The sequence below is a fragment of the Amycolatopsis camponoti genome (assembly GCF_902497555.1).
Classification (GTDB): domain Bacteria; phylum Actinomycetota; class Actinomycetes; order Mycobacteriales; family Pseudonocardiaceae; genus Amycolatopsis; species Amycolatopsis camponoti.
The window spans coordinates 4,419,554-4,445,394 of the sequence record NZ_CABVGP010000001.1 but is presented as its reverse complement, the minus strand read 5'-3'; the positions used below and the strand labels follow the sequence as shown (position 1 = coordinate 4,445,394).

The 25,841-nt window shown below is 72.8% G+C and carries 22 protein-coding genes; 15 read left to right on the top strand and 7 right to left on the bottom strand.

All coding sequences use genetic code 11. The features are described 5' to 3' along the window. The first annotated feature begins 7 nt into the window (after positions 1-7). Complete coding sequence (locus tag AA23TX_RS20725; protein WP_155544556.1) at positions 8-1,051, top strand: ferrochelatase; 1,044 nt, start codon at positions 8-10, stop codon at positions 1,049-1,051. Positions 1,052-1,637: 586 nt separating this feature from the next. On the opposite strand, the gene AA23TX_RS20720 is transcribed toward AA23TX_RS20725, so the two are convergent. Beyond that, positions 1,638-2,435 carry an Rv1486c family protein gene (locus AA23TX_RS20720; protein ID WP_155544139.1) on the bottom strand — a complete coding sequence of 266 codons (798 nt, stop codon included), beginning with the start codon at positions 2,433-2,435 and terminating at the stop codon, positions 1,638-1,640. Positions 2,436-2,535: 100 nt separating this feature from the next. Here AA23TX_RS20720 and AA23TX_RS20715 point away from each other — a divergent pair, with 100 nt between their 5' ends. Then, the gene (locus AA23TX_RS20715; RefSeq protein ID WP_155544138.1) at positions 2,536-3,933 is read left to right on the top strand and encodes an ATP-binding protein; all 1,398 of its coding nucleotides are present in this window, start codon (positions 2,536-2,538) and stop codon (positions 3,931-3,933) included. Next, positions 3,930-5,894: a vWA domain-containing protein gene (locus AA23TX_RS20710; protein ID WP_155544137.1), complete on the top strand. Its 1,965-nt coding sequence runs from the start codon at positions 3,930-3,932 to the stop codon at positions 5,892-5,894. Before AA23TX_RS20715 ends, AA23TX_RS20710 begins: the two co-directional genes overlap by 4 nt. A gap of 343 nt (positions 5,895-6,237) precedes the next feature. Here AA23TX_RS20710 and AA23TX_RS20705 read toward each other — a convergent pair whose 3' ends face one another. Then, positions 6,238-7,536 carry a tetratricopeptide repeat-containing protein gene (locus AA23TX_RS20705; RefSeq protein ID WP_155544136.1) on the bottom strand — a complete coding sequence of 433 codons (1,299 nt, stop codon included), beginning with the start codon at positions 7,534-7,536 and terminating at the stop codon, positions 6,238-6,240. A 130-nt stretch (positions 7,537-7,666) separates the two neighbouring features. Here AA23TX_RS20705 and AA23TX_RS20700 point away from each other — a divergent pair, with 130 nt between their 5' ends. Next, positions 7,667-8,425 carry a MerR family transcriptional regulator gene (locus AA23TX_RS20700; RefSeq protein WP_155544135.1) on the top strand — a complete coding sequence of 253 codons (759 nt, stop codon included), beginning with the start codon at positions 7,667-7,669 and terminating at the stop codon, positions 8,423-8,425. A gap of 71 nt (positions 8,426-8,496) precedes the next feature. Further along, positions 8,497-9,735 (top strand): cysteine--1-D-myo-inosityl 2-amino-2-deoxy-alpha-D-glucopyranoside ligase, encoded by a 1,239-nt coding sequence (gene mshC, locus AA23TX_RS20695; protein ID WP_155544134.1) that lies wholly within the window; start codon positions 8,497-8,499, stop codon positions 9,733-9,735. Between the two features lie 57 nt (positions 9,736-9,792). Here mshC and AA23TX_RS20690 read toward each other — a convergent pair whose 3' ends face one another. Then, complete coding sequence (locus AA23TX_RS20690; RefSeq protein ID WP_155544133.1) at positions 9,793-11,424, bottom strand: ABC-F family ATP-binding cassette domain-containing protein; 1,632 nt, start codon at positions 11,422-11,424, stop codon at positions 9,793-9,795. A gap of 157 nt (positions 11,425-11,581) precedes the next feature. Next, positions 11,582-11,836 carry a winged helix DNA-binding protein gene (locus tag AA23TX_RS50230; protein ID WP_230862590.1) on the bottom strand — a complete coding sequence of 85 codons (255 nt, stop codon included), beginning with the start codon at positions 11,834-11,836 and terminating at the stop codon, positions 11,582-11,584. Positions 11,837-12,203: 367 nt separating this feature from the next. Here AA23TX_RS50230 and AA23TX_RS20680 point away from each other — a divergent pair, with 367 nt between their 5' ends. The 3 genes from AA23TX_RS20680 to AA23TX_RS20670 are packed head-to-tail and all read left to right on the top strand — an operon-like array spanning position 12,204 to position 14,847. Then, positions 12,204-12,791 carry an ArsR/SmtB family transcription factor gene (locus AA23TX_RS20680; RefSeq protein ID WP_155544132.1) on the top strand — a complete coding sequence of 196 codons (588 nt, stop codon included), beginning with the start codon at positions 12,204-12,206 and terminating at the stop codon, positions 12,789-12,791. Next, positions 12,788-14,050: an MFS transporter gene (locus tag AA23TX_RS20675; RefSeq protein ID WP_155544131.1), complete on the top strand. Its 1,263-nt coding sequence runs from the start codon at positions 12,788-12,790 to the stop codon at positions 14,048-14,050. Before AA23TX_RS20680 ends, AA23TX_RS20675 begins: the two co-directional genes overlap by 4 nt. Beyond that, the gene (locus AA23TX_RS20670; RefSeq protein WP_155544130.1) at positions 14,014-14,847 is read left to right on the top strand and encodes a metallophosphoesterase family protein; all 834 of its coding nucleotides are present in this window, start codon (positions 14,014-14,016) and stop codon (positions 14,845-14,847) included. The genes AA23TX_RS20675 and AA23TX_RS20670 overlap by 37 nt, the downstream gene beginning before the upstream one ends. Here the strand turns inward: AA23TX_RS20670 and AA23TX_RS20665 are convergent. Continuing rightward, on the bottom strand, positions 14,842-15,387 hold the full coding sequence (locus AA23TX_RS20665) for a CGNR zinc finger domain-containing protein (RefSeq protein ID WP_155544129.1): 546 nt from the start codon (positions 15,385-15,387) through the stop codon (positions 14,842-14,844). The two genes, AA23TX_RS20670 and AA23TX_RS20665, sit on opposite strands and share 6 nt — an antisense overlap. A 38-nt stretch (positions 15,388-15,425) precedes the next feature. Here AA23TX_RS20665 and AA23TX_RS20660 point away from each other — a divergent pair, with 38 nt between their 5' ends. Continuing rightward, on the top strand, positions 15,426-16,361 hold the full coding sequence (locus tag AA23TX_RS20660; RefSeq protein ID WP_230862589.1) for a phosphotriesterase family protein: 936 nt from the start codon (positions 15,426-15,428) through the stop codon (positions 16,359-16,361). Between the two features lie 19 nt (positions 16,362-16,380). On the opposite strand, the gene AA23TX_RS20655 is transcribed toward AA23TX_RS20660, so the two are convergent. Further along, on the bottom strand, positions 16,381-17,286 hold the full coding sequence (locus AA23TX_RS20655; protein WP_155544128.1) for a PAC2 family protein: 906 nt from the start codon (positions 17,284-17,286) through the stop codon (positions 16,381-16,383). A gap of 38 nt (positions 17,287-17,324) precedes the next feature. Between AA23TX_RS20655 and metH the strand changes: the two genes are divergently transcribed. The 6 genes from metH (at position 17,325) to hisG (ending at position 24,805) form a co-directional block, all read left to right on the top strand. Beyond that, on the top strand, positions 17,325-20,879 hold the full coding sequence (gene metH / locus AA23TX_RS20650) for a methionine synthase (RefSeq protein ID WP_155544127.1): 3,555 nt from the start codon (positions 17,325-17,327) through the stop codon (positions 20,877-20,879). A gap of 13 nt (positions 20,880-20,892) precedes the next feature. Further along, complete coding sequence (locus AA23TX_RS20645; RefSeq protein WP_155544126.1) at positions 20,893-21,555, top strand: HAD family hydrolase; 663 nt, start codon at positions 20,893-20,895, stop codon at positions 21,553-21,555. Between the two features lie 59 nt (positions 21,556-21,614). Next, the gene (locus tag AA23TX_RS20640; RefSeq protein WP_155544125.1) at positions 21,615-23,078 is read left to right on the top strand and encodes an AlkA N-terminal domain-containing protein; all 1,464 of its coding nucleotides are present in this window, start codon (positions 21,615-21,617) and stop codon (positions 23,076-23,078) included. 9 nt (positions 23,079-23,087) lie between these two features. Continuing rightward, positions 23,088-23,594: a methylated-DNA--[protein]-cysteine S-methyltransferase gene (locus AA23TX_RS20635; RefSeq protein WP_155544124.1), complete on the top strand. Its 507-nt coding sequence runs from the start codon at positions 23,088-23,090 to the stop codon at positions 23,592-23,594. Between the two features lie 66 nt (positions 23,595-23,660). Beyond that, a complete protein-coding gene (locus AA23TX_RS20630) occupies positions 23,661-23,924 on the top strand; it encodes a phosphoribosyl-ATP diphosphatase (RefSeq protein ID WP_155544123.1) in 264 nt (87 codons plus the stop codon). A 35-nt stretch (positions 23,925-23,959) separates the two neighbouring features. After that, the gene (gene hisG, locus AA23TX_RS20625) at positions 23,960-24,805 is read left to right on the top strand and encodes an ATP phosphoribosyltransferase (protein WP_155544122.1); all 846 of its coding nucleotides are present in this window, start codon (positions 23,960-23,962) and stop codon (positions 24,803-24,805) included. Positions 24,806-24,847: 42 nt separating this feature from the next. Here the strand turns inward: hisG and AA23TX_RS20620 are convergent, their stop codons facing one another. Further along, entirely contained in the window at positions 24,848-25,783 is a 936-nt protein-coding gene (locus tag AA23TX_RS20620; protein WP_155544121.1) for a ParA family protein, read from the bottom strand. Positions 25,784-25,841 lie beyond the last annotated feature (58 nt).

The window sequence follows — 25,841 nt, the reverse complement described above, 5'->3', positions numbered from 1 at the left end:
GGCAGGGGTGGGATACGACGCGTTGCTGTGGCTTTCGTTCGGCGGTCCGGAAGGGCCTGACGACGTCATGCCGTTCCTCGAGAACGTGACCAGGGGCCGGGGCGTGCCGCGGGAGCGGCTTCTCGAGGTCGCCGAGCACTACCAGCACTTCGGCGGCGTCTCGCCGATCAACCGGCTGAACCGCGACGCGATGGCCGCGGTCGAGAAGCAGCTCGCGGCCGCCGGCGTCGACCTGCCGGTGCACTTCGGCAACCGCAACTGGCACCCGATGGTCGAGGACACCCTGGCGTCGCTGACCTCTGAGGGTGCGAAGCGGATCCTGGTGTTCCCGACGAGCGCGTACGGCGGCTACTCGGCGTGCCGCCAGTACGACGAGGACATCGAGCGCGCCCGCGCGGCGGTCGGTTCCGATGCACCCGAAATGGTGAAGCTGCGCCAGTTCTTCGACCACCCGTTGTTCATCTCGGCGGTGGCGGACGGCGTCCGCGCGGCCCACGCGTCCCTGGGCGACGCGCCCGGCATCCGCACGGTGTTCACGGCGCACTCGGTCCCGTCGAGCGCGGACGCGGCATCGGGACCGCCCTCCGAAGGCGGCCGCCGGTACTCCCGCCAGATCGCCGAAGCTGCGCGCCTGGTGGCGGCCGAGGCGGGCATCGATTCCTACGACGTCGTCTGGCAGTCGCGCTCGGGGCCGCCGCAGGTCCCGTGGCTGGAGCCGGACATCGTCGACCACATCGACGCGCTGCACGAGTCCGGGGTCGCCGGCGTGGTCGTGTCGCCGATCGGGTTCGTGTCGGACCACCTCGAGGTGATCTGGGACCTGGACAACGAGGCGGCGGAGCGGGCGGCGGAGCACGGAATGGCGTTCGCCCGGGCGGCGACGGCGGGTTCGGACCCGCGCTTCGCCGAGCTGGTGGTGGAGCTGGTGCGCGAGCACACGCACGGCGTGAAGCCGCGCAAGCTGTCCCCGTTCCCGGTCGCGGGCTGCACGGTGAACGGCGCGCCGTGCGCGGTGGGCTGCTGCGAGCCGGCCAAGCGCCCGGCCCGGTAGCTCGGCCGGCGCCGGGGGTGCGGCAGTGCTGGCGGCGGCTGACGTCGGGGTGCGGCGGTGATGAGCGGGCTGAGCCCGGCTGACGCCGCAGTGGTTGGCAGGCTGAGCCCGGCCAGCGCCGGGGTGCGGCAGTCCTTGGCGAGCTGAGCGCTGCACCGGCGGCCCTTCGCGGCGAGCCCGGCCGGTCACGACGCCGGTGCGTGCCAGGGGAGGCCGCCGGGGTCGGCGGCCACCCGGGCCGCCAGTTCCTCGTCGACGTGCCCGTGCACGTGGTCCCGGAACGGGAAGTCTTCCGGTCCCACGGCGAGCTTCGCGACCGGCCGCACCGGCGGCCTGGGCCGACCGGACTTCGCCCCTCGGCGGCTCGGGCTCGAAGGTGGCCGCCGGCAGCAAGTACACCGTGCCGGTTCGTCACGGCAGGGCCGTCGCGCTGGTCGAGAAGTAGCCGTCAACGTGGGCGCGCGCGTTGCACATCGAGGGCGCCCGGGTGCGGTCCAGGACCGCGTAGAACACCGGCCAGACACCGCCAGCCGCCGAACTCGGTCGGGTCGTCGGGGAGCGAGGCGTCAACTCCGCGATCCCGGGCTCAGCCTTCCCGGGCCGTCTGCTCCGCGAAGACCCGGACCGCTTCGTTGACCGCCGCGCACCGAGCCGTCCGGACCGCGTCCGACAGCGGCCGCAAAGCCTGAGCCCGCAACGACGAAGCCGAAGCCGACAACGCCCCACCCGGGTCGTCCGACGACGCGATCGCCAGGATCGCCGCGATCTCCTCGGCTCGTTGCAGCACCCGCAACGCTCGCGCGGGCGTGCCCGCGGGCCAGTCCACGTCCGGCCGCGACCGCAGGTGGGCCGACAGCTCGGCCCGCACCCCGGGCCGGTCCGAGGCCACGTCCAGCGCCTGCAGCGCCCCCGCGCTGTTGCGGATCGCGTCCGTCAGCCCGTGCTCGGCTTCGCCCAGCCCGACGTACTCCGGCGACGCGGTCGGCGAAAGCGAGAACACCGTCCAGCGCACCAGGCCCTCGGCGATCGGCTGCGGCACCAGCCCGAAGCCCAGCTCCGGCAGGACCACCGCGTCGCCCGCCCGCAGCGCCGCCTCCGCGAACGGCCCGGCGCCGCCGAGGCCGCGGACGTCGCCCGGGACCGGCAGCACCAGCCACATGCTTTTCGCTCCTTGCGAACGCAAGGCCATCAGCAGCTGGACCGGGGTGGCCGCGCGGTTGAAGGCCAGCGGCAGGGTGAACGCCTCCGCCGCCGCAGCGTCGGCCGCCACGACGTCGTGGGCTTCACCCCACGCGAGCAGGGCGTCGAGGACATCGTCGGACGCCGCGGCTCCGTTCAGCCACGCGGACGACCAGACGGCGAAAGTCGCACTGGGACGGCACACGACGCCCTATTTTACCGGGCCGTCCGCCACTCCGGCAGCGCGCCCACGCTGGAGTCGCTCCACATCGACGCACCGCCGATCGCGCAGTAGCGTCGAACGGGTGAACGCAGTTCCAGACGCTCTTCCCCGCACCGCCGGGGCCCTCCGCGCCGCCGGGTACGAGCCCCGGCCGATCGCGCAAGAGATCCACGACAACCTCCTGAACGCCCTGAAAACCGGCGAAGACGCCTGGCCCGGCATCGTCGGGTTCTCGCGCACCGTGCTGCCGCAGCTCGAACGCGCGCTGCTGGCCGGGCACGACGTCGTCCTGCTCGGCGAACGCGGCCAGGGCAAGACCCGCCTGCTCCGCACCCTCGCCGGCCTGCTCGACGAGTGGACGCCCGTCATCGAGGGCTCCGAGCTGGGCGAACACCCGCTCCAGCCGATCACGCCCGCGTCGATCCGGCGCGCGGCCGAACTCGGTGACGAGCTGCCGGTCGCCTGGCGCCACCGCTCCGAGCGCTACACCGAGAAGCTCGCCACCCCAGACACCTCCGTCGGCGACCTGATCGGCGACGTCGACCCGGTGAAGGTCGCCGAAGGACGCAGCCTGGGCGACCCCGAGACCATCCACTTCGGGCTGGTCCCGCGCGCCCACCGCGGCATCGTCGCCATCAACGAGCTGCCCGACCTCGCCGAGCGCATCCAGGTCGCGCTGCTCAACGTGATGGAGGAGCGCGACATCCAGGTCCGCGGCTACACGCTGCGGCTGCCCTTGGACGTCCTGCTCGTGGCCACCGCGAACCCCGAGGACTACACCAACCGCGGCCGGATCATCACCCCGTTGAAGGACCGCTTCGGCGCCGAGATCCGCACGCACTACCCCCTGGACGTCGAGTCCGAGGTCGCCGTCGTCCGGCAGGAAGCCCACCTGGTCGCCGAGGTCGGCGAGCCCCTGCTGGAGGTCATCGCCCGGTTCGTCCGGAACCTGCGCGAATCGCCGGTCATCGATCAGCGCTCGGGCGTGTCGGCGCGGTTCGCCGTCGCCGCGGCGGAAACCGTCGCGGCCGCGGCGCTGCGGCGCTCGGCGCTGACCGGGGAAGAGCCCGCGGTGGCCCGCCCGGTCGACCTCGACGCCGTCCCGTCGGTGCTGCGCGGCAAGATCGAGTTCGAGCCCGGTGAAGAAGGCCGCGAGATCGAGCACCTCGTGCACCTGCTGCGCCGCGCGATCGCCGAGACCGCCCGCGAACGGTTCGCCGGACTGGACCTGCGGCCGCTGGCCGACGCCGTCGCCGACGGGCACCTGGTCGCCACCGGCGAGCGCGTGCCGGGCAAGGACGTCCTCGAAGCCCTGCCGGAGCTCCCGGTGCTGCACGAGGTCGCCCGGCGCGCCGGCGTCGGAGCCGACGAGCCCGCGGGGCGGATCGCGGCCGCCGTCGAGCTCGCCCTCGAATCGCTGTTCCTGGCGCGGCGGCTGGCCAAGGACTCCGACGACGCGACGACCGTCTACGGCCGATGACCGCGGTCCCGCTTCCCGACGGTTACTCCTACGGCCCGTGGCACGACGGGCCGGACCCGCTCGCGCCACCGGCCGACCTGCGGGACGCGCTCGACGAGATCGGCCGCGAGGTCATGGCGGGCTCGTCGCCGCGGTCCGCGCTGGAGGAGCTGCTCCGGCGTGGCACCGAGCGCACGTCGGGCCTGGACGAGCTGACCCGGCGCCTGTGGCAGCGCCGGTCGCAGATCCAGCGCCGCAACAACCTCGACGGCACCCTGAGGGAGGTCCAGCGCCTGCTTTCCGAGGCGCTGGACGCCGAGCGGCGCGAGCTGTTCCCCGACCCGGACGACGACGCCCGCTTCCGCGAGGCCCAGCTGGACGCCCTGCCGCCCGGCACGGCCGCCGCCGTCAACGAGCTTTCCGAGTACGACTGGCGGTCCGAACAGGGCCGGGAGAACTACCAGCGGATCCGCGACCTGCTCGGCCAGGAGCTGATGGAGTCGCGCTTCCAGGGCATGAAGCAGGCGCTGCAGAACGCCGGGCCCGAGGACGTCGAGCGGATCAACGAGATGCTCTCCGACCTCAACGACCTCCTGGCCGCGCACGCCCGGGGCGCCGAGGACATCCAGGAGCGCTTCGACGACTTCATGGGCAAGCACGGCGAGTTCTTCCCGGAGAACCCGCGGAACGTCGAGGAGCTGATCGACGCGCTCGCCGAGCGGTCCGCGGCGGCCCAGCGGATGCTCAACTCGATGTCCGCCGAGCAGCGGGCGGAGCTGGCCGAGCTGACCCAGCAGGCGTTCGGCGACCCGCGGCTCGCGCAGCAACTGGCCAACTTGGACGCTCAGCTGCAGGCCGCCCGGCCGGGCGAGGACTGGACGGGTTCGGAGCGCTTCCGGGGCAAGAATCCGTTGGGGATGGGCGAAGGCGCTCAGGCGATGGCCGACCTCGCCGAGCTGGACGCGCTGGCCGAGCAGCTCGGGCAGTCGTACCCGGGCGCGCGCCTGGAGGACATCGACCTGGAGTCCCTCGAGCGTCAGCTCGGCAAGGACGCCGGCGTCGACGCGCGGCGACTGTCCGAACTGGAGCGTGAGCTGCGCCGCCAGGGGCTGTTCGAACGCGCCGCCGACGGGACGCTCCGGCTGTCGCCCAAGGCGTTGCGGCGCCTGGGCGAGACGGCGCTGTCGGACATCGTGAACGCGTTGCGCGGCAAGGCCGGCGACCGGGAGACGGAGTCGGCGGGCGCGGCCGGCGAGCCGACCGGGGCGTCGCGGCCGTGGCGGTTCGGGGACATGCAGCCCTGGGACGTGCCGCGGACCATCCGCAACGCCGTGCTGCGGTCGGTGTCGGTGGGGGAGTCTTCGGTCCGGCTGGACGTCGAGGACGTCGAGGTGGTCGAAACCGAGCACCGATCGCGGGCGGCGGTGGCACTGCTGGTCGACACATCGTGGTCGATGGTCCAGGAGGGCCGCTGGCTCCCGATGAAGCGCACGGCGCTCGCGCTGCACCAGCTGATCAGCACGCGCTTCCGCAACGACGCGCTGCAGCTGATCACCTTCGGGCGCCACGCGATGCCGGTGGAGCTGCCGGAGCTGATCGGCCTGGAGGGCGCGTGGGAGCAGGGCACCAACGCCCACCACGCGTTGCTGCTGGCCGGACAGCACCTGCGCCGCCACCCGGACGCCCAGCCGGTGGTCCTGATGGTCACCGACGGCGAGCCGACCGCGCATCTGGAACCGGACGGCGAGGCGGTCTTCGACTACCCGCCCCAGCCCCGGACCCTCCACAAGACACTGTCCGAAGTGGACCGCCTGGCCAAGCTGGGCGCCTCGGTGACGGTGTTCAGGCTGGGTGACGACCCGAGGTTGAGGGCGTTCGTGGACGTGATCGCCCGCCGCTCGGGCGGCCGGGTGGTGGCCCCGGACCTGGACGGGTTGGGCGCCGCGGTGGTCGGGGATTACCTGCGTACGCGACGGCGCTGAGGTCGGGTCAGGCCGCCTGGTCCGGTGACCGGGCGGCCGGCTCGGCTTGGGCGGCTTGCGGTGGTCGGGGGACGCCCAGGCGCTTGGTGTTGCTGGCTCGGAGGCGCCGGTGCGGTTGCCTGCGGTGCGGGTGGCGGCCGGCTTGGCCCGCATAGCCGGGGATCCCGGGCGCTTGGTGCTGCCGGTTCGAGAACTCGGTTCGGTTGCCGGAGGCTGCGTGCTGCGGCCGGCTCGGCTTGCGCGCCGGGGATCGGGGCAGGGGCCCGGTCGGCGACCGAACGGCGCCGGACCTGAGTGCCTCAGTGGTCGGCGACCACCGGCGCACCCGGCGCCGCGGTCCGGCTCAAGCCGCCCGGTCCAATGACCGGGCCGCCCGCGCGGTGTCCGCGTGCCCGGCCGGCAGGTACGCCTCGTGGTCGGCGAGCACCTCCAGGCCGAGGATCTTCGCCTGCGCGAACGCACCCGAGTCGGCCAGTACCTCGACCGAACGCCGCCGCAGGCGCAGGATCCGGCCCAGCCGAGGGCCCGCCTCGGCTGCGGGCAGCGCGCGGAAGTGCCTCCACAGCGCCGCCGCGTGGTCGGGGAGGTCCGGGGCCGGCTCCAGGACCTCGAACGCCCGGTCCAGGGCCCGCGCCAGCCGCTCCTCCGCGTGCAGCCGGCCCAGTACCGCGCGCTGCGTCAGCCGGTGCATCATCACCACCTCGCCGCCGATGTCGGATTCCGCGAGGGCCGCCTCCGTGAGCCCGTGGAGGGCCGCCTCGACCGCCACCGGGTCCGGCCCCGCTCGATGGAGCAGAGCACGTCGCACGCCCCACGGCGCCAGCACGGCGAGCAACTCCGCGAGCGCCAGCGCCCGGCTGTCACGCGCTGCCACCGCTCGCAGTGCCGCGAGCGTGGTGTCTTCGACGCGGGGTGGGTGGTCCTCGCCCGGGTCGCGCTCCAGCGGCGGCGCGTGCGGCAGCTCGTCCAGGTAGGTCGCGAACGGCTGCCGGCGGATCACCCCGCCCGCCTGGGCCAGCGCGAGCGGCAGGCACCCCAGCTCCCGGGCGACGTCGGCCGCGGCGGTGCCGGCCTCGCGCCCGGAGCGCGCCTCCAGGAACCGGACGGCTTCGGCCTCGCCGAACCCGCTCACCGGCACGGTGCCGCCGAGGACCTCGAAGTCCGGCACGGTCGTCGTGACCAGGACCCGGGCGCGGGCGGGCAGCCAGCGGTTGAGCGCGTCCGGGTCGGTCGCGCCGTCGAAGACCACGATCGCGTCGTCGAGGCCGTCGAGCCGGGCCAGTCCCGCGCGGGCGGCGGCTTCGGCGTCGGCCGCGCGGCCGAGCGCGGCGTACGCCCGGACCGTGTTCGCCGGATCCTGGGCGGCCACCCAGACGACGGTTCCGCGGACGGCGCGGACGTAGGCGGCGGCGAGGTGGGTCTTGCCCACGCCGCCACCCCCGAGCAGGACGCAGAACCGGCCGCCGGCGAACTTCTCCTCGATCTTGGCCAGCAGCGCGGTGCGGGACACCGCCGACAGCGGCTCGCGGGGGACCGCGCCCAGCACCAGCCGGGGTCGCGCACCTCGCCGGCGCCGAAGCACGAACGCCGTGACCAGCGCGAGCACGGCGACCGCAGCGCCCACCACGACCTCGGCCCTCATCGAGCCAGGCTAACCGCGCTCGCCGCGGTGCGGCGGCTACGGAAGGGTGACGCTTGACCCTCACGCCGCGTGAGGCACCACCGTGATCACCGCAAGGGCCACACCGGCCGGAATGGAGGAGGGGAAACCGATGGGGCATCCCGTGGGCAAGGTCGCCGCACTCGCCGGGATCACCGTCCGGACGCTGCACCACTACGACGAGATCGGCCTGCTCAGCCCGAGCGGGCGGACGAGCTCGGGGTACCGCAGCTATGACGACGACGATCTCGACCGGCTGCAGCGCATCCTGTTCTACCGGGAGCTCGGGTTCCCCCTCGAGACGATCGCGACCCTCGTCGACGACCCCGGTACCGACGCCGGCGCGCACCTGAAGAGGCAGCGGGAGCTGCTGGTCGCGCGGATGGGCGAACTGGGGCGGATGGTCGCGGCCGTCGATCGCGCGATGGAGGCGAGAGCCATGGGCAACGCACTGACGCCCGAGGAGAAGTTCGAAGTGTTCGGCGGGTTCCGCGAGCCGGACGGCTACGCGGAAGAGGCCGCGCGCCGCTGGGGTGACACGCCCGAGTGGCGGGGCGCGACCCCACCGTCCAAGGAGGACCTGGCGGCCGGGGAGGCAGCCCGCCGGGACTGGGTCGGCCGCCTCCGGGCCGTCCTGGACGCGGGCGGCACCCCGGACGGCTCCGAGGCGACGGACCTCGCCGAGGAGCACCGGGAGATGCTCGCCAGGGTCATGGGCGAGTGCTCGTACGAGACGCAGCGGCGCATCGGTGAGCTGTACGTGACCGAGCCGGCGCAGCTCGCGTTCCTCGTCCGGGAGGACGAGCAGCGGCCGGGCGTCGGCGAGTTCGTCCGCGACGCCATCGTGGCGAACATCGCACGCCGGCAGTAGCCGCTGCTCCAGGTGGGGGAGGAGTCCCACCGGGCGGGAGGGTGCCGGAGGCAGCGCTTACAGTCGGGGGTATGCAGACTTGGTCATCGGTCGACGTGCCCCGCATCCCCGGCACCCCCCGCCCGCTGCGGCTCCACGACACGGCCACCGGGCAGATCCGCCCGACCGCGCCCGGCGCCACCGCCCGGATGTACGTCTGCGGCATCACGCCCTACGACGCGACGCATCTGGGGCACGCCGCGACGTACCTGGCCTTCGACCTCGTGAACCGCGTGTGGCGGGACAACGGGCACGACGTCCACTACGTGCAGAACGTGACGGACATCGACGAGCCGCTGCTCGAGCGCGCCCAGCGCGACCAGGACGACTGGGTCGTGCTGGGCATGCGCGAGACGGCGCTGTTCCGCGAGGACATGGTGGCCCTGCGGGTACTGCCGCCGAAGCAGTTCGTCGGCGCGGTGGAGAGCATCCCGGAGATCGTCGAGGTCATCGCGAAGCTGCTCGCGAACGGCGCCGCCTACCGGGCGGACGACCCGGAGTTCCCGGACGTCTACTTCGACCACACGGCGACCGGCAGGTTCGGCTACGAATCGAACTACGACGAGCCGACCATGACCAAGTTCTTCGCCGAGCGCGGCGGCGACCCCGACCGCGCCGGCAAGCGTCACCCGCTGGACGCGCTGCTGTGGCGCGTGGCCCGCGAGGGCGAGCCGTCGTGGGAGTCGGAGCTGGGCGCGGGCCGCCCGGGCTGGCACATCGAGTGCAGCGCGATCGCCGTCAACCGCCTCGGCCTCGGGTTCGACCTCCAGGGTGGTGGCTCGGACCTGATCTTCCCGCACCACGAGTACAGCGCGGCGCACGCCGAAGCCGTCGCCAAGGACGGGCCTTTCGCCCGCCACTACGTGCACGCGGGAATGATCGGCCTAGACGGCGAGAAGATGTCGAAGTCGCGCGGGAACCTGGTGTTCGTCTCGCGGCTGCGGGCCGACCAGGTCGACCCGGGCGCGATCCGGCTCGCGCTGTTCGCCGGCCACTACCGCCAGGACCGCGCCTGGACGTCCTCGCTGCTGACCGAGGCAGAGGCCCGGCTGGCGCGCTGGCGGGAAGCCGTCGCCCTGCCGGCCGGACCGTCCGCCGAGGACACGATCTCCCGGCTGCGCGACCACCTTTCGGACGACCTCGACACCCCGAAGGCCCTGGCGGCGATCGACGCGTGGGCGAGCGAGGCCCTGCGCCGCGACGGCACGGACTCGACGGCGCCCGGCCTGCTCCGCACCGCCGTCGACGCCCTCCTCGGCATCACCCTCTGACGACCCGAGGGCGGAGCTTTCCCGGGAAAGCTCCGCCCCCGGCGGGTGTATAACGGCCTACACGGCGACGGGACGGCCGTCGGCCAGTTCCAGGTGGTCGCCCGGCCAGTCGCGGCGCAGCCACCGGTCGTGGGACGCGATGACGACCGCGCCCGGCGCCGTATCCAGCGCCGTGAACAGTTCTTCCGCCAGGGTCAGCGAAATGTGGTTCGTCGGCTCGTCGAGCAGGAGCACGTCCGGCGGTTCCGCGAGCAGGATCGCCAGGGCCAGCCGGCGCCGCTGGCCCACCGAAAGCGCGCCGACCGGCTGCCGCAGATCCCGGGATGCCAGCAAGCCCAGGTGGCTCAGCGGGGGAGCGTCCTCGCCGAGCGCGCCCCGGTAGACCCGGGCCGCCGTCCGCTCCGGATCCGGAAAGGCGACGTCCTGCTCCAGCAGGCCGACGCGCACACCGTGTCCGAAGTGGACGGCACCGCTCGCCGGGCTGAGCCGCCCCGCCAGCACGGACAGCAGCGTCGACTTCCCGGCGCCGTTCCCGCCGGTGACGAGCAGCCGGGCCGAGGCGTCGACGTCGAGCCGGGGCAGGCTCAGCCGGCCCGGCACTTCCAGCGAGCGCACCGAGATCGCGGGTCCGTCGCCGGTCGCGTGCCCGGTGAGCTCCGCCCGGAACCGCAGCGGCGCCGGGGGTTTGCGCACCTGGTCGCGTTCGAGGTGCTCGAGCCGCTGCTCGGCATCGCGCACCCGCCGCGAGATCGTCTTCTGGACCCGGGCGCCCTTGAAGTGGTGGATGAACTTGTCGTTGTCACGCGGGGCGCGGCCGTAGGCGACGTTGCGCGCGGTGACCGCGACGGTCTCCCGCAGCTCCTTCAGCTCCTCCTGTTCTTCGGCGAAGCGCTGCTCCCACCGCGCCCGCTCGGCCTTCTTGTGCCCGAGGTAGTCCGAATAGCTGCCGCCGTAGCGGACGGCCCCTCCCGCCTGGCGGTCGGCCGCGGCCGGGTCCAGATCGACGATGTCCGTGCAGACGGCGTCGAGGAACACCCGGTCGTGCGACGACAGCACGACTATCCCGGTCAGTTCGGTGAGGTGGCGTTCGAGGAAGTCCATCGCGGCGTCGTCGAGGTGGTTGGTCGGCTCGTCCAGCAGCAGGGTTTCCGGCCGCCGGACGAGCAGCGCGGCCAGGCCCAGCCGGGACCGCTGCCCGCCGGACAGCGTGCCGAGCCGCCGGTCGGGTTCGACGCCGCCGAGGCCGAGCCCGTCGCAGACGAGCTTCGCGCGGCGGTCGGCGTCCCACAGGTCGTGGGCCTGGGCCCAGTCCAGGACGCGGCCGTACTCGTCGAGCACGCCTTCGTCGTCGGGCCGGTCGGTCATCGCCGCGGTCAGCTCGTCGAGCCGGGCGGTGGCCGCGCGGATCTCGGCGAGGGCGTCGTCGAGGACGTCGGCGAAGGTCGCCTCCAGCGGGAACGGCAGCTCCTGCAGCAGGAACCCGACGTCCGGGCCGCGGCGGACCTCGCCGGAGCGCGGCTCTTCGAGCCCGGCGAGCAGCCGCAGCAGCGTGGACTTGCCGGTGCCGTTCTCGCCGACCAGGCCGAGCCGCTGCCCGGCCGACGCGGTCAGCGTGACGCCGTCGAGGACGACGCGGGTGCCGTAGCCGAAGACGACGTCCTTGGCCTGCAAGGGAAAAAGGGAAGACATGCGCGATCACCGGGCCCGGATGAGAAAAGCGGGAATCCCGCCGGGCGTCGTGGCACGCGGGAGCGTCAGGCTCGACCGGGTGCCGCCTCGGAAGCGGGATGGGCGCGGGTCAGTTCTTCATAGTGGAACCAGGTTAACGCAACATCCGTAGAGTTAGTCAACTGGTTATGGCCTGGGTCACATCCGGCAGGTTCCCCGCCGCCTGTTCGGCGGCGGCGGTCCCGTCGGTGAGGAAGCCGACGAGGGCGGTCAGCTGACGCCGGTCCAGGCGCGCCAGCCGCTCGCCGACGAACCGGGCCATCGGCGCGTACAGCTCCGCGAGCTCGGCCATCCGGTCGGGCAGCGGCCGGACGACGAGCCGGCGGCGGTCGGCCGGGTCCGGGGCGCGCTCGGCGAGCCGGTGCTGCGCCATCCGGTCGAGCAGTCGCGTGAACGCGCCATGGACATCCCGAGCAGCCGGGCGAGCTCGGTCGGGGAGTCGCTGACCCCGCCGTGGAGCAGGTGCAGGCAGTGCAGCTCGGTCGGGGTGACGGCCATCCGCTCGGCGACCGCGGCGTGGAAGAGCGCGGTCGAGCCCACGAAGCGGGGGAGGGCGAGGGCGGCGGAGGTGGCGAGTTCGCGCTGGTCGGGCAACGTCCATCCAAGGTCGGGTGACGAAGCAGTCACTGCCTTGAGCAGTGGCTGCCCCGCGAACGATAGCGGACCCGCTTGACAAACCCGCAGGCGGGACCAACTATGAAAGAGTACTTTCGAAATGACTCTTTCAGATCGGACGACCCATGGCCGAGCTGCCACCGCGCAAGCGGATCGAGGACGTCGAGCTGCTGCGCGCCTTGTCCCACCCGCTGCGCTCGGCGCTGCTGAACCACCTGACCGCCGTCGGCCCGCGCACCGCGAGCGAGTGCGCCGAGGCCGTCGGCTCGACCGCGTCCAACTGCAGCTGGCACCTGCGGCAGCTCGCGCAGTACGGCCTCGTCGAACGGGCCGACGCCGAGGACGGCCGCGAACGGCCGTGGCGCGCCCGCCAGGTCGGGCTCGAGATGGGGGAGCTGGCCGACGACCCGGCGCACCGGGCCGCCCAGCTCGGCATGGTGGGCGCGACCCTGGGCCACGAGCAGGAGCTGACCCAGCGGTACCTGGACTCGCTCGACGGCCTCGACCCCGCGTGGCGGGCCGCGTCCGGGCTGGCGACGTACGCGCTGCGCGTCACGCCCGAGGAGCTGACCCGGCTGACCGCCGCGATCGACGCGCTGGTCCGGCCCTACGTCGGCGCCATCCGGACCGACGCCCCCGCGGACGCGCGCCCGGTGCACGTCGGCCTGCGGGCGTTCCCGCGCATCGAACACTCGGGGAAGGCGGAGGAATGAAGCAGTTGCTGGGGGTTCCGGCGTTCGCGCGGTTGTGGGTGGCCGCGTTCTTCGGCGAGACAGCCGAGTGGATGCTGCAGGTGGCGCTGCCGGTGTACGTCTTCCAGCGCACCGGCTCCGCCGCGACGACGGCGCTGAGCATCGTGCTCGGCCTGCTGCCCGCGGTGCTGCTGAGCCCGGTCGCGGGCGTCGTGGCCGACCGCTGGAACCGGCGGGCGGTGCTGTTCGGCGTCTGCTGCGGGCTGGCGGTCGTCGCGCTGCCGCTGCTGTCCGAGCCCGGCGTCGTCGTGGTGTACGCGGTGATGGCCGGTCAAGCGGCCTTGGCGTCGGTGTTCGAACCGGCGCGCAACGCCCTGGTCCCGGAGCTGGTCGGCGTCGAGGAGGTCACCGGGGCGAACGGGCTGATGAGCGTGAACGGCAGCGTCGCGCGGCTGGCCGGCGGCTGGGCGGGCGGCGCGCTGCTCGGTTTCGGCGGGCTCGCCGACGTCGTGACCGGCTACCTGGTGGTGCTGGCGGTGGCGGCGGCGCTGCTGGCCAAGCCGTTCCGCCGGGTGAGCGCGCCGGTGCCGGCCGCCAGGCCCGAGCCGGTGGTGCGGGCCTGGCTCGACGGACTGCGCGAGATCACGCACAACCGCCGCCTGTGGCGGACCGGGCTCGCGGTCGTGTTCACGTCCCTGGCGCAGGGCATGTTCCTGGTGCTGTTCGTGGTGTACGTCCTGGACGTGCTGGGCGGCAGCGAAGCCGACGCGGGCCTGCTGCGCGGCGTGCAGGCGATCGGCGGGCTGGCGGCCGGGTTCGCGCTGGCCACGGTGGCGCGGCGGGTGGCACCGGCGACGCTGCTCGGCTGGGGTTCGATCGCGCTGGGCCTGATTTCCGCGGTGATCTGGAACCTGTACCTGGTGACGACCGCGCTGGGGCTGTACGTGGGGTTGTTCGTCCTGGTCGGCGCACCGGGCGTGGCCGCGGGCGCGGGCGTGCTGTCGGAGATCCAGAGCGCGGTGGCCCCGGAGCGGGCGGGCCGGGTGCTGAGCACGGCGTTCGCCGCGATCGCGACGTTCACGACGGTGGGGGCGTTGCTGGCGGGCACGCTGGTCGCGACGACCGGCCCGGCGCCGCTGCTGGACATCCAGGCCGGCGTCTACGTGTTCGCCGGAGTGCTCATGCTGGCGCGGAAGCGCGGGATTCGCGGAACTTCCCCGTCTTCGATGGTTACGGTGGAGGGGTGCCGCACCTCTTCGCCACCAGCGACCTCCACGTGACCCACGAGGGCAACGGCCCGATCCTCGACGACGTCGTCCCGGAGACCCCCGGTGACTGGCTGCTCGTCGCCGGGGACGTCGCCGAGCGGGCCGAGGCGACCATCGGGACCTTGAAGACCCTGCGCGAGCGGTTCGCGAAGGTCGTCTGGGTACCGGGCAACCACGAGCTGTGGACCACGAACAACGACGAATGCCAGCTTCGCGGGCAGGCGCGCTACGAGTACCTCGTCGAGCAGTGCCGCGCGATCGACGTGCTCACGCCCGAAGACGAGTTCCCCGTCTGGCGGCACGGCACTCGGCCCTTGACGATCGCGCCGTTGTTCCTGCTCTACGACTACAGCTGGCGCACCCCCGAGGCCGAGGGCAAGTCCCTGGAGGAGGCCCTGAGCCAGGCCCGGGCCGCCGGCGTGGTCTGCACGGACGAGTACTTCCTGCACCCGGATCCGTACCCGAGCCGGCAGGCGTGGTGCGAGGACCGGCTCAAGATCAGCAGCGGACGCCTCGACGCGATCCCCGAGGACCACGGCACGATCCTGATGTCGCACTGGCCGCTGCACCGCCACCCGACGGCGCCGCTGTACTGGCCGGAGTTCGCGCTGTGGTGCGGCACCACGAAGACCGAGGACTGGCACGTCCGCTACCGCGCGGAGATCGCCGTCTACGGCCACCTGCACATCCCGCGCACGACCGAGGCCGACGGCGTCCGGTTCGAAGAGGTGTCGCTCGGCTACCCGCGCGAGTGGCGGAAGCGGGCCCGGGGTGCCGTGCCGATGCGCCGGATCCTGTGGCCGTCATGACTCCGCGCGGCGCCGCTCCCTGAGCGCGCGCACCCGGCCCCGGCTCGCGCAGGCGGGGGAGGGACACCACCGGCGCCGCCCGCCGGGATCGGCGAACACGCCCCGGCAGTCCTGCTCCGGGCACGCGCGCAGGTCGTCGCGCAGCGGTCCGGTGAGCCAGTCGGCCGCCTGATGGGCCAGCCGCGCGAAGGCTTCCGACGCCGTCGGCGGCGCGCTGCGGTGCAGCCGGTCGAGCGCGGCCAGGTGCATCGGCTCGGTCTTGAGGAAGCCGGTCAGCGGGGTCACCTGGTCGGCTCGCGGCGCGACCCCGTCGACCGCGCCCAGCGCTAGTTCGCGCAGCACCTCGCGGAGGCGGTGGGCTTCGCGCAAGTCGGCGTGCGTGACGGGCGCGAGCGGCGTCAGTTCCACAAGCGCCAGCCAGTCGCGTAGCCGCTCCACCGTCGGGATCCGCTCGACCGGCCGCGGGCCGAAGTGCGTCCCGCGGGTGGCGAGCAGGTTCAGCCAGGGTGCGCCCATTTCGAGGCGGAAGTCGTCGGACACCTCGCCATTGTAACGGTTGAGGCGTTACACTCGGGCTCGTGACTGGGGAACCCAAGGTCCGGACGGTGCTCGGCGACATCGATCCGGCCGATCTGGGCGTGACGAACTCGCACGACCACCTCTTCTTCGCCTCGAAGCTGCTGCCCGGCCAGGAGCTGGACGACCCCACCGAAGCCGCCCACGAACTGCTCGCCTTCCGGAGCGCCGGCGGCCGGGCGCTGGTGCAGTGGACGCCGTACGGCCTCACGCGCCGGACCCGGGAGCTGGCCTGGATGTCGGGCGAGGTCGGCGTGCACATCGTCGCGGCCACGGGCCTGCACCGCGCCGAGCACTACGCGCCGGTGATCCTGAGCCGCGTCGTCGACGACCTGGTCCGCGTCTTCGTCGCCGACCTGACCGAGGGCACGCAGCCCGCCGACCTGCCGGACGAGCCGCGGACCGGCCCGCGCGCCGGGCTGGTCAAGGTGGCCGGCGCGTTCCACACGATCGACTCGCACGCGCGGCTGACGCTCACCGCCGCGGCGATCGCCCACCAGGAGACCGGCGCGACCATCGCGGTGCACCTCGAACTGGGCACCGCGGCCCTCGAAGTGGCCGAGCTGCTGTGCGAGAAGCTGGACGTACCGCCCGAACGGGTGATCCTCGGGCACCTGAACCGCAACCCGGACCCGCCGCTGCAGCGCGCGATCGCCGAGACCGGCGTCTTCCTCGGGTTCGACGGCCCGTCGCGGGCCAACCACGCCACCGACGGGCGGCTCTTCGACGGCCTCGAAGCACTGGTCGGGGCCGGGCACGCCGGCCGGATCCTGCTCGGCGGCGACACCACGACCGCGGCGGCCCGCCACGAGCCGGGGGCGTCCTACTTGCTCACGACGCTGGCGCCGCGGCTGGCGAAACTGCTCGGCGGCGACGTCGTCACCGCCATGCTGGTGGCGAACCCCGCGCGGGCGTTCGCCACCAGCTGGCTGAAGTAGCGGCTCGGCTCGGCGTGGATCAGCGCAGGCCGAAGCCTTCCTGTCCGCCGCCTCGGCCGCGGCGGCGGAGGTAGCGCTCGAACTCGGCGGCGATCTTGTCGCCGCTGACCTCCTCGGGCTCGACCTCGGTCTGCGCGTCGCCGCGCTCTTCGAGCCCGCGGACGTACTCGCTGATCTCTTCGTCCTCGTCGGCCATCTCGCTGACCGTGCGCTGCCACTCCTCGGACTGCTCGGGCAGTGCGCCCAGCGGGATCTCGACGTCGAGGATGTCCTCCAGCTTGTGCAGCAGCGCCAGCGTCGCCTTCGGGGACGGCGGGTGCGACACGTAGTGCGGCACCGCGGCCCAGATCGACACGGCCGGGATGCCCGCCTGCACGCAGTAGTCCTGCAGGATCCCGACGATGCCGGTGGGGCCCTGGTAGTTGTTCATCTCGAGCCCGTAGAGCGACGCGGTGTCCTTGTCGTACGCCGTCCCGGTGACCGGGACCGGGCGTGTGTGCGCGGTGTCGGCGAGCAGCGCGCCGAGGGTCACCACGGTCGCGACGTCCAGCTGCTTGATGTGCTCCAGCAGCTCGGCGCAGAAGGCGCGCCAGCGCATGTTCGGCTCGGGGCCCTGCACGAGGACCACGTCGCGGTCGAACCCGTCCGGGCGGCACACCGACAGCGTTGTCGTCGGCCAGTCCACCCGTCGAGTGACGCCGTCCACCATGCGGACGGTCGGGCGGCTGACCTGGAAGTCGTAGTAGTCGTCGGGCTCCAGTTCGGCCAGTGGCGTGGCGTCCCAGTTCAGCTGCAGGTGCTCGACCGCCCGGCTGGCCGCGTCACCTGCGTCGTTCCAGCCTTCGAAGGCGACCACCATCAGCGGCCGGGAGGGTTCGGTGCGGTCGCCGGGCGGCCGCGGGGTCTCGTCGTCGGGCTCACTCACCGGACCAGCCTACGACCACCGGCCTTACCCTGTTCAGCATGTCCGACCGGGTGTCGTCGCCGTTCCTCGAAGCCCTCCGCTCGCGCGTACTGGTGGCCGACGGCGCGATGGGCACCGCCCTGCAGGCCCACGACCTGAGCCTGGACGACTTCGACGGCCTCGAAGGCTGCAACGAGATCCTCAACGTCACCCGGCCGGACGTGGTCCGCTCGGTGCACCGGGGCTACCTGGAGGCGGGCGCGGACGCCGTCGAGACGAACACTTTCGGGGCCAATTTCGCGAACTTCGCCGAGTACGACATCACCGGCCGCATCGCCGAGCTCGCCGAAGCCGGCGCGCGGCTGGCCCGGGAGACCGCCGACGAGTTCGCGACGCCGGACCGCCCGCGCTTCGTCCTCGGCTCGGCCGGCCCCGGCACGAAGCTGCCGACGCTCGGCCACGCGCCGTTCACCACGCTGCGGGACGCCTACCAGGAGGAAGTCCGCGGCCTGCTGGCCGGCGGCGTCGACGCGGTGATCGTCGAGACCACCCAGGACATCCTCCAGACCAAGGCGTCGATCATCGGCGCGAAGCGGGCGATGGCGGCCGAAGGGCGGTTCGTGCCGATCCTCGCTTCGATCACCGTCGAAACGACCGGCACCATGCTGCTCGGCACCGAGGTCGGCGCCGCACTGGCGGCGCTGGAGCCGCTCGGCATCGACCTGATCGGGCTCAACTGCGCCACCGGGCCCGCCGAGATGAGCGAGCACCTGCGGCAGCTGGCCAAGCACGCCCGGGTGCCGCTGTCGGTCATGCCGAACGCCGGCCTGCCGGAGCTGGGCCCGGACGGCGCCGTGTACCCGCTCGGCCCGGAAGCCCTGGTCGAAGCCCTGACCGGGTTCGTGCGCGAGTTCGGCGTCGGCCTGGTCGGCGGCTGCTGCGGCACCACCGACGAGCACATCCGGCAGCTCGCCGCCGCGGTGGCGGACACCGCGCCGGTCCCGCGGCGGCCGCGTCCCGAGCCCGGCGTGTCCTCGCTGTACCAGGCGGTGCCGTTCAAGCAGGACGCCAGCGTGCTGATGATCGGCGAACGCACCAACGCCAACGGCTCCAAGGCGTTCCGCACGGCGATGCTCGAAGGCCGCTGGGACGACTGCGTCGAGATCGCCCGCGAGCAGACCCGCGACGGCGCCCACCTGCTCGACCTCTGCGTCGACTACGTCGGCCGCGACGGCACCGCCGACATGGCCGAGCTGGCCGGGCGCCTGGCCACGGCGTCGACCCTGCCGATCATGCTGGACTCCACCGAGGTCCCGGTGCTGCGAGCCGGCCTGCAGCGCCTCGGCGGGCGCTGCGCGGTCAACTCCGTCAACTACGAAGACGGCGACGGCCCGGATTCCCGGTTCACCCAGGTCATGGACCTGGTGAGCGAGTACGGCGCGGCCGTCGTCGCCCTCACCATCGACGAAGAGGGCCAGGCGCGGACGGCGGCCAAGAAGGCCGACATCGCGTCCCGGCTGATCGCCGACATCACCGGCAAGTGGGGCCTGCGGACGTCCGACGTCATCATCGACGCCCTGACCTTCACCATCGCCACCGGCCAGGAGGAGTCGCGCCGCGACGGCATCGAAACGATCGAGGCCATCCGCGAGATCAAGCGGCGCCACCCCGAGGTCCAGACCACGCTCGGCCTGTCGAACATCTCCTTCGGGCTCAACCCGGCCGCGCGGCAGGTGCTCAACTCGGTGTTCCTGCACGAGTGCGTCCAGGCCGGGCTCGACACCGCGATCGTGCACGCGTCGAAGATCCTGCCGATGGCGCGGATCCCGGACGACCGGCGCGCGGTGGCCCTGGACCTCGTCTACGACCGCCGCCGCGAAGGCTACGACCCGCTGCAGGAGCTGATGGCCCTGTTCGAGGGCGTCAGCGCGGCGTCGACCCGAGCTTCCCGCGCGGAGGAGCTGGCCGCGCTGCCGTTGTTCGAGCGCCTCGAACGCCGGATCGTCGACGGCGAGCGCAACGGCCTGACGGACGACCTCGACGCGGCCCTGGAGCAGCGGCCCGCGCTGGAGATCATCAACGACACGCTGCTGTCCGGCATGAAGACCGTCGGCGAGCTGTTCGGGTCCGGGCAGATGCAGCTGCCGTTCGTGCTGCAGTCCGCCGAGGTGATGAAGGCGGCCGTCGCGCACCTCGAACCGCACATGGAGACCGGCGACGACACGGGCAAGGGCCGGATCGTGCTGGCGACCGTCCGCGGCGACGTGCACGACATCGGCAAGAACCTCGTCGACATCATCCTGTCCAACAACGGCTACGAGGTGGTCAACCTCGGCATCAAGCAGCCGATCACGACGATCCTCGAAGCGGCGGACGAGCACGGCGCCGACGCGATCGGGATGTCCGGGCTGCTGGTGAAGTCCACGGTGATCATGAAGGAGAACCTCCAGGAGATGAACTCCCGGGGCGTCTTCGCCCGCTGGCCGGTGCTGCTGGGCGGCGCGGCCCTGACCCGGTCCTATGTGGAGAACGACCTTTCGGAGCTCTACTCCGGCGACGTCCGCTACGCGCGGGACGCGTTCGAGGGACTGCGGCTGATGGACGCGATCATGGCGGCGAAGCGCGGGGAGTCGCCGAGGGTGGACGCCGACGCGGAGAAGAAGCGGCAGGAGCGCAAGGAACGCCGCGAACGCTCGCTGCGGATCGCCGAAGCGCGCAAAGCCCGCAAAGCCGAGGAGGAAGCCCTCGAAGGGCCGCCGGCCCCGCGGTCGGACGTCGCCACCGACGTCCCGCTGCCGGTGCCGCCGTTCTGGGGCAGCCGCGTGGTCAAGGGAGTCCCTCTGGCCGGCTACGCCGCGATGCTCGACGAGCGCGCGACCTTCATGGGGCAGTGGGGCCTCAAGGGCGCCCGCGGCGGCGCCGGCCCGACGTACGACGAGCTCGTCGAGTCCGAAGGCCGGCCGCGGCTGCGGTACTGGCTCGACCGGCTGACCGCGGACGGCATCCTGGCCCACGCGGCCGTCGTCTACGGCTACTTCCCGTGCGTCGCCGAGGGCGATGACCTGGTCGTGCTCACCGAACCCGAGCCGGACGCGCCCGAACGCGTGCGGTTCACCTTCCCGCGTCAGCGCCGCGACCGCCGGCTCTGTCTGGCCGACTTCTACCGCCCGCGCGAGTCCGGCGAGGTGGACGTCGTGCCGTTCACCGTCGTCACCATGGGCCAGCCGATCGCCGACTACGCGAACGAGCTGTTCGCCGCCGACGCCTACCACGACTACCTCGAGGTGCACGGACTCGGCGTCCAGCTCACCGAGGCGCTCGCCGAGTACTGGCACTGCCGCATCCGGGGCGAGCTGACCTTCCCCGGCGGTGTGGCGGTCGCCTCAGAGGACCCGGACGACGTCGAGGAGTTCTTCAAGCTCGGCTACCGTGGAGCGAGGTTCTCCCTGGGCTACGGCGCCTGTCCCGATCTCGAGGACCGGGCGAAGATCGTCGCGCTCCTCGAGCCGGGCCGCATCGGCGTCAAGCTGTCCGAGGAGTACCAGCTGCACCCCGAGCAGTCGACCGACGCGATCGTCTGCCACCACCCGGAAGCCAAGTACTTCAACACCTGAGGGAGAATCCACTGTGGACGGATTGACCGCCGTGCTCTGGGACATGGACGGCACACTGGTCGACTCCGAGAAGCTGTGGGACGTCGCGCTCTACGAGACGGCGGAAGCCTTGGGCGGCAAGCTTTCCGAAGAGCAGCGGATGACGCTCGTCGGGTCCAACATGGACGACACGTCGGCGTACCTGCTCGAGGTCGTCGGCCGTCCCGTGACGCCGGAAGCGGTCGCCTCGACCGGGGAGCAGATCCGCCGCCGCACCGCGGGACTGTTCGACGACGCCCTGCCGTGGCGCCCCGGCGCCCGCGAAGCGCTCGCCGCCGTCCGGGAAGCGGGCCTGCGCTCGGCCCTGGTCACCTCGACCGAACGCGCACTGACCGAGCTGGCGCTGAACACGATCGGCCGGGACTTCTTCGACGTCACGGTCTGCGGTGACGAGGTCGACGGGCTCAACAAGCCGCACCCGCGCCCGTACCTCAAGGGCGCGGAGCTGCTCGGCGTCGACCCGGCGCGGTGCGTCGCGGTCGAAGACTCGCCGCCGGGCACGGAGTCGGCCGTCGCGGCGGGGTGCACGGTGCTGGTGATCCCCAACGACGTCCCGGTCGAGCCGGGGGAGCGGCGCGTGTTCCGCGACTCGCTCGTGGGCGTCGACGTACCGGCGCTGGCGGCCCTGCTGGGCTGAGCACGGCCGTGTCGCATTCCCGCTAGCCCCGGCGTCGCGGGTCGGCGATGCTGGAGCGCGTGCACGAGGACTTCGAACGGTGCGTGCGGGCCGTGCAGGGGAAGGACGCCCGCTTCGACGGGTGGTTCTACTGCGCGGTCCTGACCACCCGGATCTACTGCCGGCCCAGCTGCCCGGTGGTGCCGCCCAAGCGGCAGAACATGAGCTTCTACCCGAGCGCGGCGGCCGCGCAGCAGGCCGGGTTCCGGGCGTGCAAGCGCTGCCGCCCGGACGCCAGCCCGGGATCGCCGCTGTGGAACGAGCGTGCCGATCTCGTCGCGCGGGCGATGCGGCTGATCGCCGACGGCGTCGTCGACACCGAAGGCGTCGACGGTCTCGCCGCCCGGCTCGGCTACAGCGTCCGGCAGGTCCAGCGCCAGGTGCTCGCCGAGCTGGGCGCCGGCCCGCTCGCCCTGGCCAGGGCCCAGCGCGCGCAGACCGCGCGGACCCTGATCGAGACGACCACGCTGCCGATGACCGAGCTGGCCCTCGCGGCCGGGTTCGGCAGCATCCGGACGTTCAACGACACCGTCCGCGAGGTGTTCGCCCTTTCCCCGACCGACCTGCGGCAGCGGGCGAAGGGCAAGCGGTCCGCCACGGCGGGCGCGATCGTGCTGCGGCTGCCCTACCGCAAGCCGCTCTGCCCGGACAACCTGTTCGGCCACCTCGTCGCGACCGGCGTACCGGGCGTCGAGGAGTGGCGCGACGGAGCCTACCGGCGGACGTTGCGGCTGCCGCACGGCCACGGCGTCGTCGCCCTGCGCCCCGAGAACGGTCACATCGCCTGCCGGCTGAGCCTGACCGACCTGCGGGACCTGCCGGCCGCCACCAGCCGCTGCCGCCGGTTGCTCGACCTCGACGCCGACCCGACCGCCGTCGACGACCAGCTCGCCACCGATCCGCTCCTCGCGCCGCTGGTCGCGGCCGCGCCGGGGCGCCGCGTCCCGCGCACGGTCGACGGCGCCGAGTTCGCCGTCCGGGCCGTGCTGGGGCAGCAGGTCTCGACGGCGGCGGCGCGCACCCACGCGGCCCGGCTCGTCGTCGCGCACGGCGAGCCGATCGAGGATCCCGAGGGCGGGCTGACCCACCTGTTCCCTTCACCGGCGGCTCTCGCCTCACTGGACCCCGAGACGCTGGCCATGCCGCGCAGCCGCCGTCGCACGCTGCTCGCGCTGGTCTCGGCCTTGACGGACGGGCTCGACCTCGGCGCGGGCAGCGACTGGGCGTCGACGCGGGCGGCGCTGAGCGCGTTGCCCGGGTTCGGGCCGTGGACGGTCGAGAGCATCGCCATGCGCGCCCTCGGCGACCCGGACGCGTTCCTCCCCACCGACCTCGGCATCAAGTACGCCGCGGAGACCCTCGGCCTGGGCGGCCAGGCGGCCGTCGTCGCCCGCTCCGGGGCGTGGCGGCCCTGGCGCGCCTACGCCACCCAGCACCTGTGGGCCACCGGCGACCACGCCATCAACCGGATGCCCGCCGCCTAGGAGATCCCCATGCGTTCCCACACGGTCGTGGACAGTCCGTGCGGCCCGCTGACGCTGGTCGCCGAAGACGACGCCCTCTGCGGGCTGTACATGCACGAGCAGCGCCACCGCCCGGCCGAGCCGACGTTCGGCGACCCTGGCGCGGGCGAGGTCTTCGCCCGCACGGAGACCCAGCTCGGGGAGTACTTCGCCGGGCAGCGCCGCGAGTTCGACCTTCCGCTGGCCTTCCGCGGGACGCCGTTCCAGCGTTCGGTGTGGTCGGCGCTGCTCGAGATCCCGTACGGCGAAACGGCGTCGTACGGTGAGCTGGCCCAGCTGCTCGGCAAGCCGGCGGCCGCGCGGGCGGTCGGCCTGGCCAACGGCAAGAACCCGATCTCGATCATCGTCCCGTGCCACCGGCTGGTCGGCTCGACCGGTTCGCTCACCGGGTACGGCGGCGGCCTCGAACGCAAGCGGTACCTGCTCGACTTCGAACGGTGTCCCACTCCTCGGGAGGAAGCGTCCACTTCGGTGTGAGATCGGCGGCATCCGGACCGGCCCGGGGCAGCGGGGACGGGACCGGGGTGGAAGGATCTGCAGACCGTGAAGACCTTCGATGAGCTGTTCGCGGAGCTTGCCGAGCGCGCGCGTACCCGTCCCGACGGGTCCGGCACCGTCGTCGCCCTCGACGCCGGAGTGCACGCCCAGGGCAAGAAGGTGCTCGAGGAAGCCGGCGAGGTGTGGATCGCCGCCGAGCACGAGTCCGACGAGCGCCTGGCCGAGGAGATTTCCCAGCTGCTGTACCGGCTGCAGGTGCTGATGCTCGGCCGCGGCCTGTCGACCGAGGACGTCTACCGCTACCTGTGACGGGTGGTCCACCGCTGAACGAGGAGAGAAGCGAAATGCTGCGTGTTGCCGTGCCGAACAAGGGAGCCCTCGCCGCCGCGGCGACGGAGATGCTCGGCGAGGCGGGCTACCGGAAGCGGCATGAGCAGCGTGACCTGACGGTGCTCGACACCGTCAACGAGGTCGAGTTCTTCTTCTTGCGCCCCAAGGACATCGCGATCTACGTCGGCTCGGGTGACCTCGACCTCGGCATCACCGGCCGGGACCTCGCGCTCGACTCCGGCGCGCCGGTGGAGGAGGTCCAGGCGCTGGGCTTCGGCGGTTCGACGTTCCGCTACGCCGCGCCGGCCGGCCGGGACTGGAAGCCGGCCGACCTGCACGGCAAGCGGCTCGCGACGTCGTACCCGCGGCTGGTCCGCGAGGACCTCGCCCGCCACGGCGTCGAGGCCGAGGTCATCCGGCTCGACGGCGCGGTCGAGATCTCGATCCAGCTGGGCGTGGCGGACGCGATCGCGGACGTCGTCGAGTCCGGCCGGTCCCTGCGGCAGAACAACCTGGTCGCGTTCGGCGACCCGATCTGCGTGTCGGAAGCCGTACTGCTGCAGCGCAAGGGCACCGCGGAGAGCAAGGCGAAATCGCAGCTGGCCGCGCGGCTGCGCGGGGTCGTGTTCGCGCAGCAGTACATGATGCTGGACTACGACTGCCCGCGGACGCTGGTCGAGCGGGCCATCGCGATCACGCCGGGCCTGGAGTCGCCGACGGTGGCGCCGCTGGCCGACGACGACTGGGTGGCCGTGCGGGCGATGGTGTCGCGCAAGAAGGTCAACCTGATCATGGACGAGCTGGCCGAGGTCGGTGCCAAGGCGATCCTGGCGTCGGACATCCGCTCCTGCCGTCTCTGAGCGTTCGCGCGGGCGGGGAACCGCTTCCCGCCCGCGCGAAGCTCACCGAGGCCGGTTGGGCTTCTTCGGCAGCAGGTCGTACAGCCCCTTGCGGGCGCCGTTGTCGTTGACGTTGCGGGCCACCGCCACCTCGGAGATGAAGTCCTCGAAGACGAACTCCTCGTCGGCCGGCACGACCGCCGGAGCCTGGTTCTGCTCCAAGTAGCTGTCCAGCGTGGCGGCGATCTCGCGGAACGACACCGCCTGCAACGTCTCCGGGGCGTACGTCGTCACCGGGACGCCGTTCGCGGCCGCTTCGTTCATCACCACGCCCAGCGGCAGGTGCGAGAGCATCGGGATGCCGAACTCGTACATCTCCTGCAGCGCGGCCGCCGCGTAGTGCGAGATCGGGCGCCGGTAGAGGCTCGGCACCAGGCCGAACCACGACAGCGGCTGCCGCCCCACGGTCTGCTCGACGTACCGGACCTGGTCGGCCAGCAGCCGCAGCGCGCGGATGCTCGTCTTGTCCGGCTGGACCGGCACCAGGATCCCGTGCGACGCCGCCAGCGCGTTGTTCGTCAGCACGTCCAGCGCGGGCGGGCAGTCGATGATGCAGTGGTCGTAGTTCGCGAACTGGATGACGCGGGCGAGCTGCCAGCCGGGCACGCGGAACGAGTCGAGCCGCCGGATCAGGTCGAACATCCCCGGCGACGTCGGCACGACGTCGAGCGCGCCCCCCTTGCCGAGGTTGCTGCGCGGGTGCGGGACGACGATCTCTTCGATCGGGCCCTTCCACGTCTTGGCCAGCGCTTTCGCCAGGCTCGGCCGGTCCGGGGGCACCTCGGACAACCCGAGCATCTCGGTCGTCGCGTGGCCCTGCGGGTCGAGGTCGACCAGCAGCACCCGCCGGCCCTGTTCGGCCAGTGCGGCCGCGGTGCCGACGCTCAGTGAGGTCTTGCCGACCCCGCCTTTCTGGTTGACCACCGAGGTGATCTGCATGCCGGAGCGCTCCTCAAGTCGGTCGTTCCGCGAAGGTTATTGGATGCGGGCCCGTTGT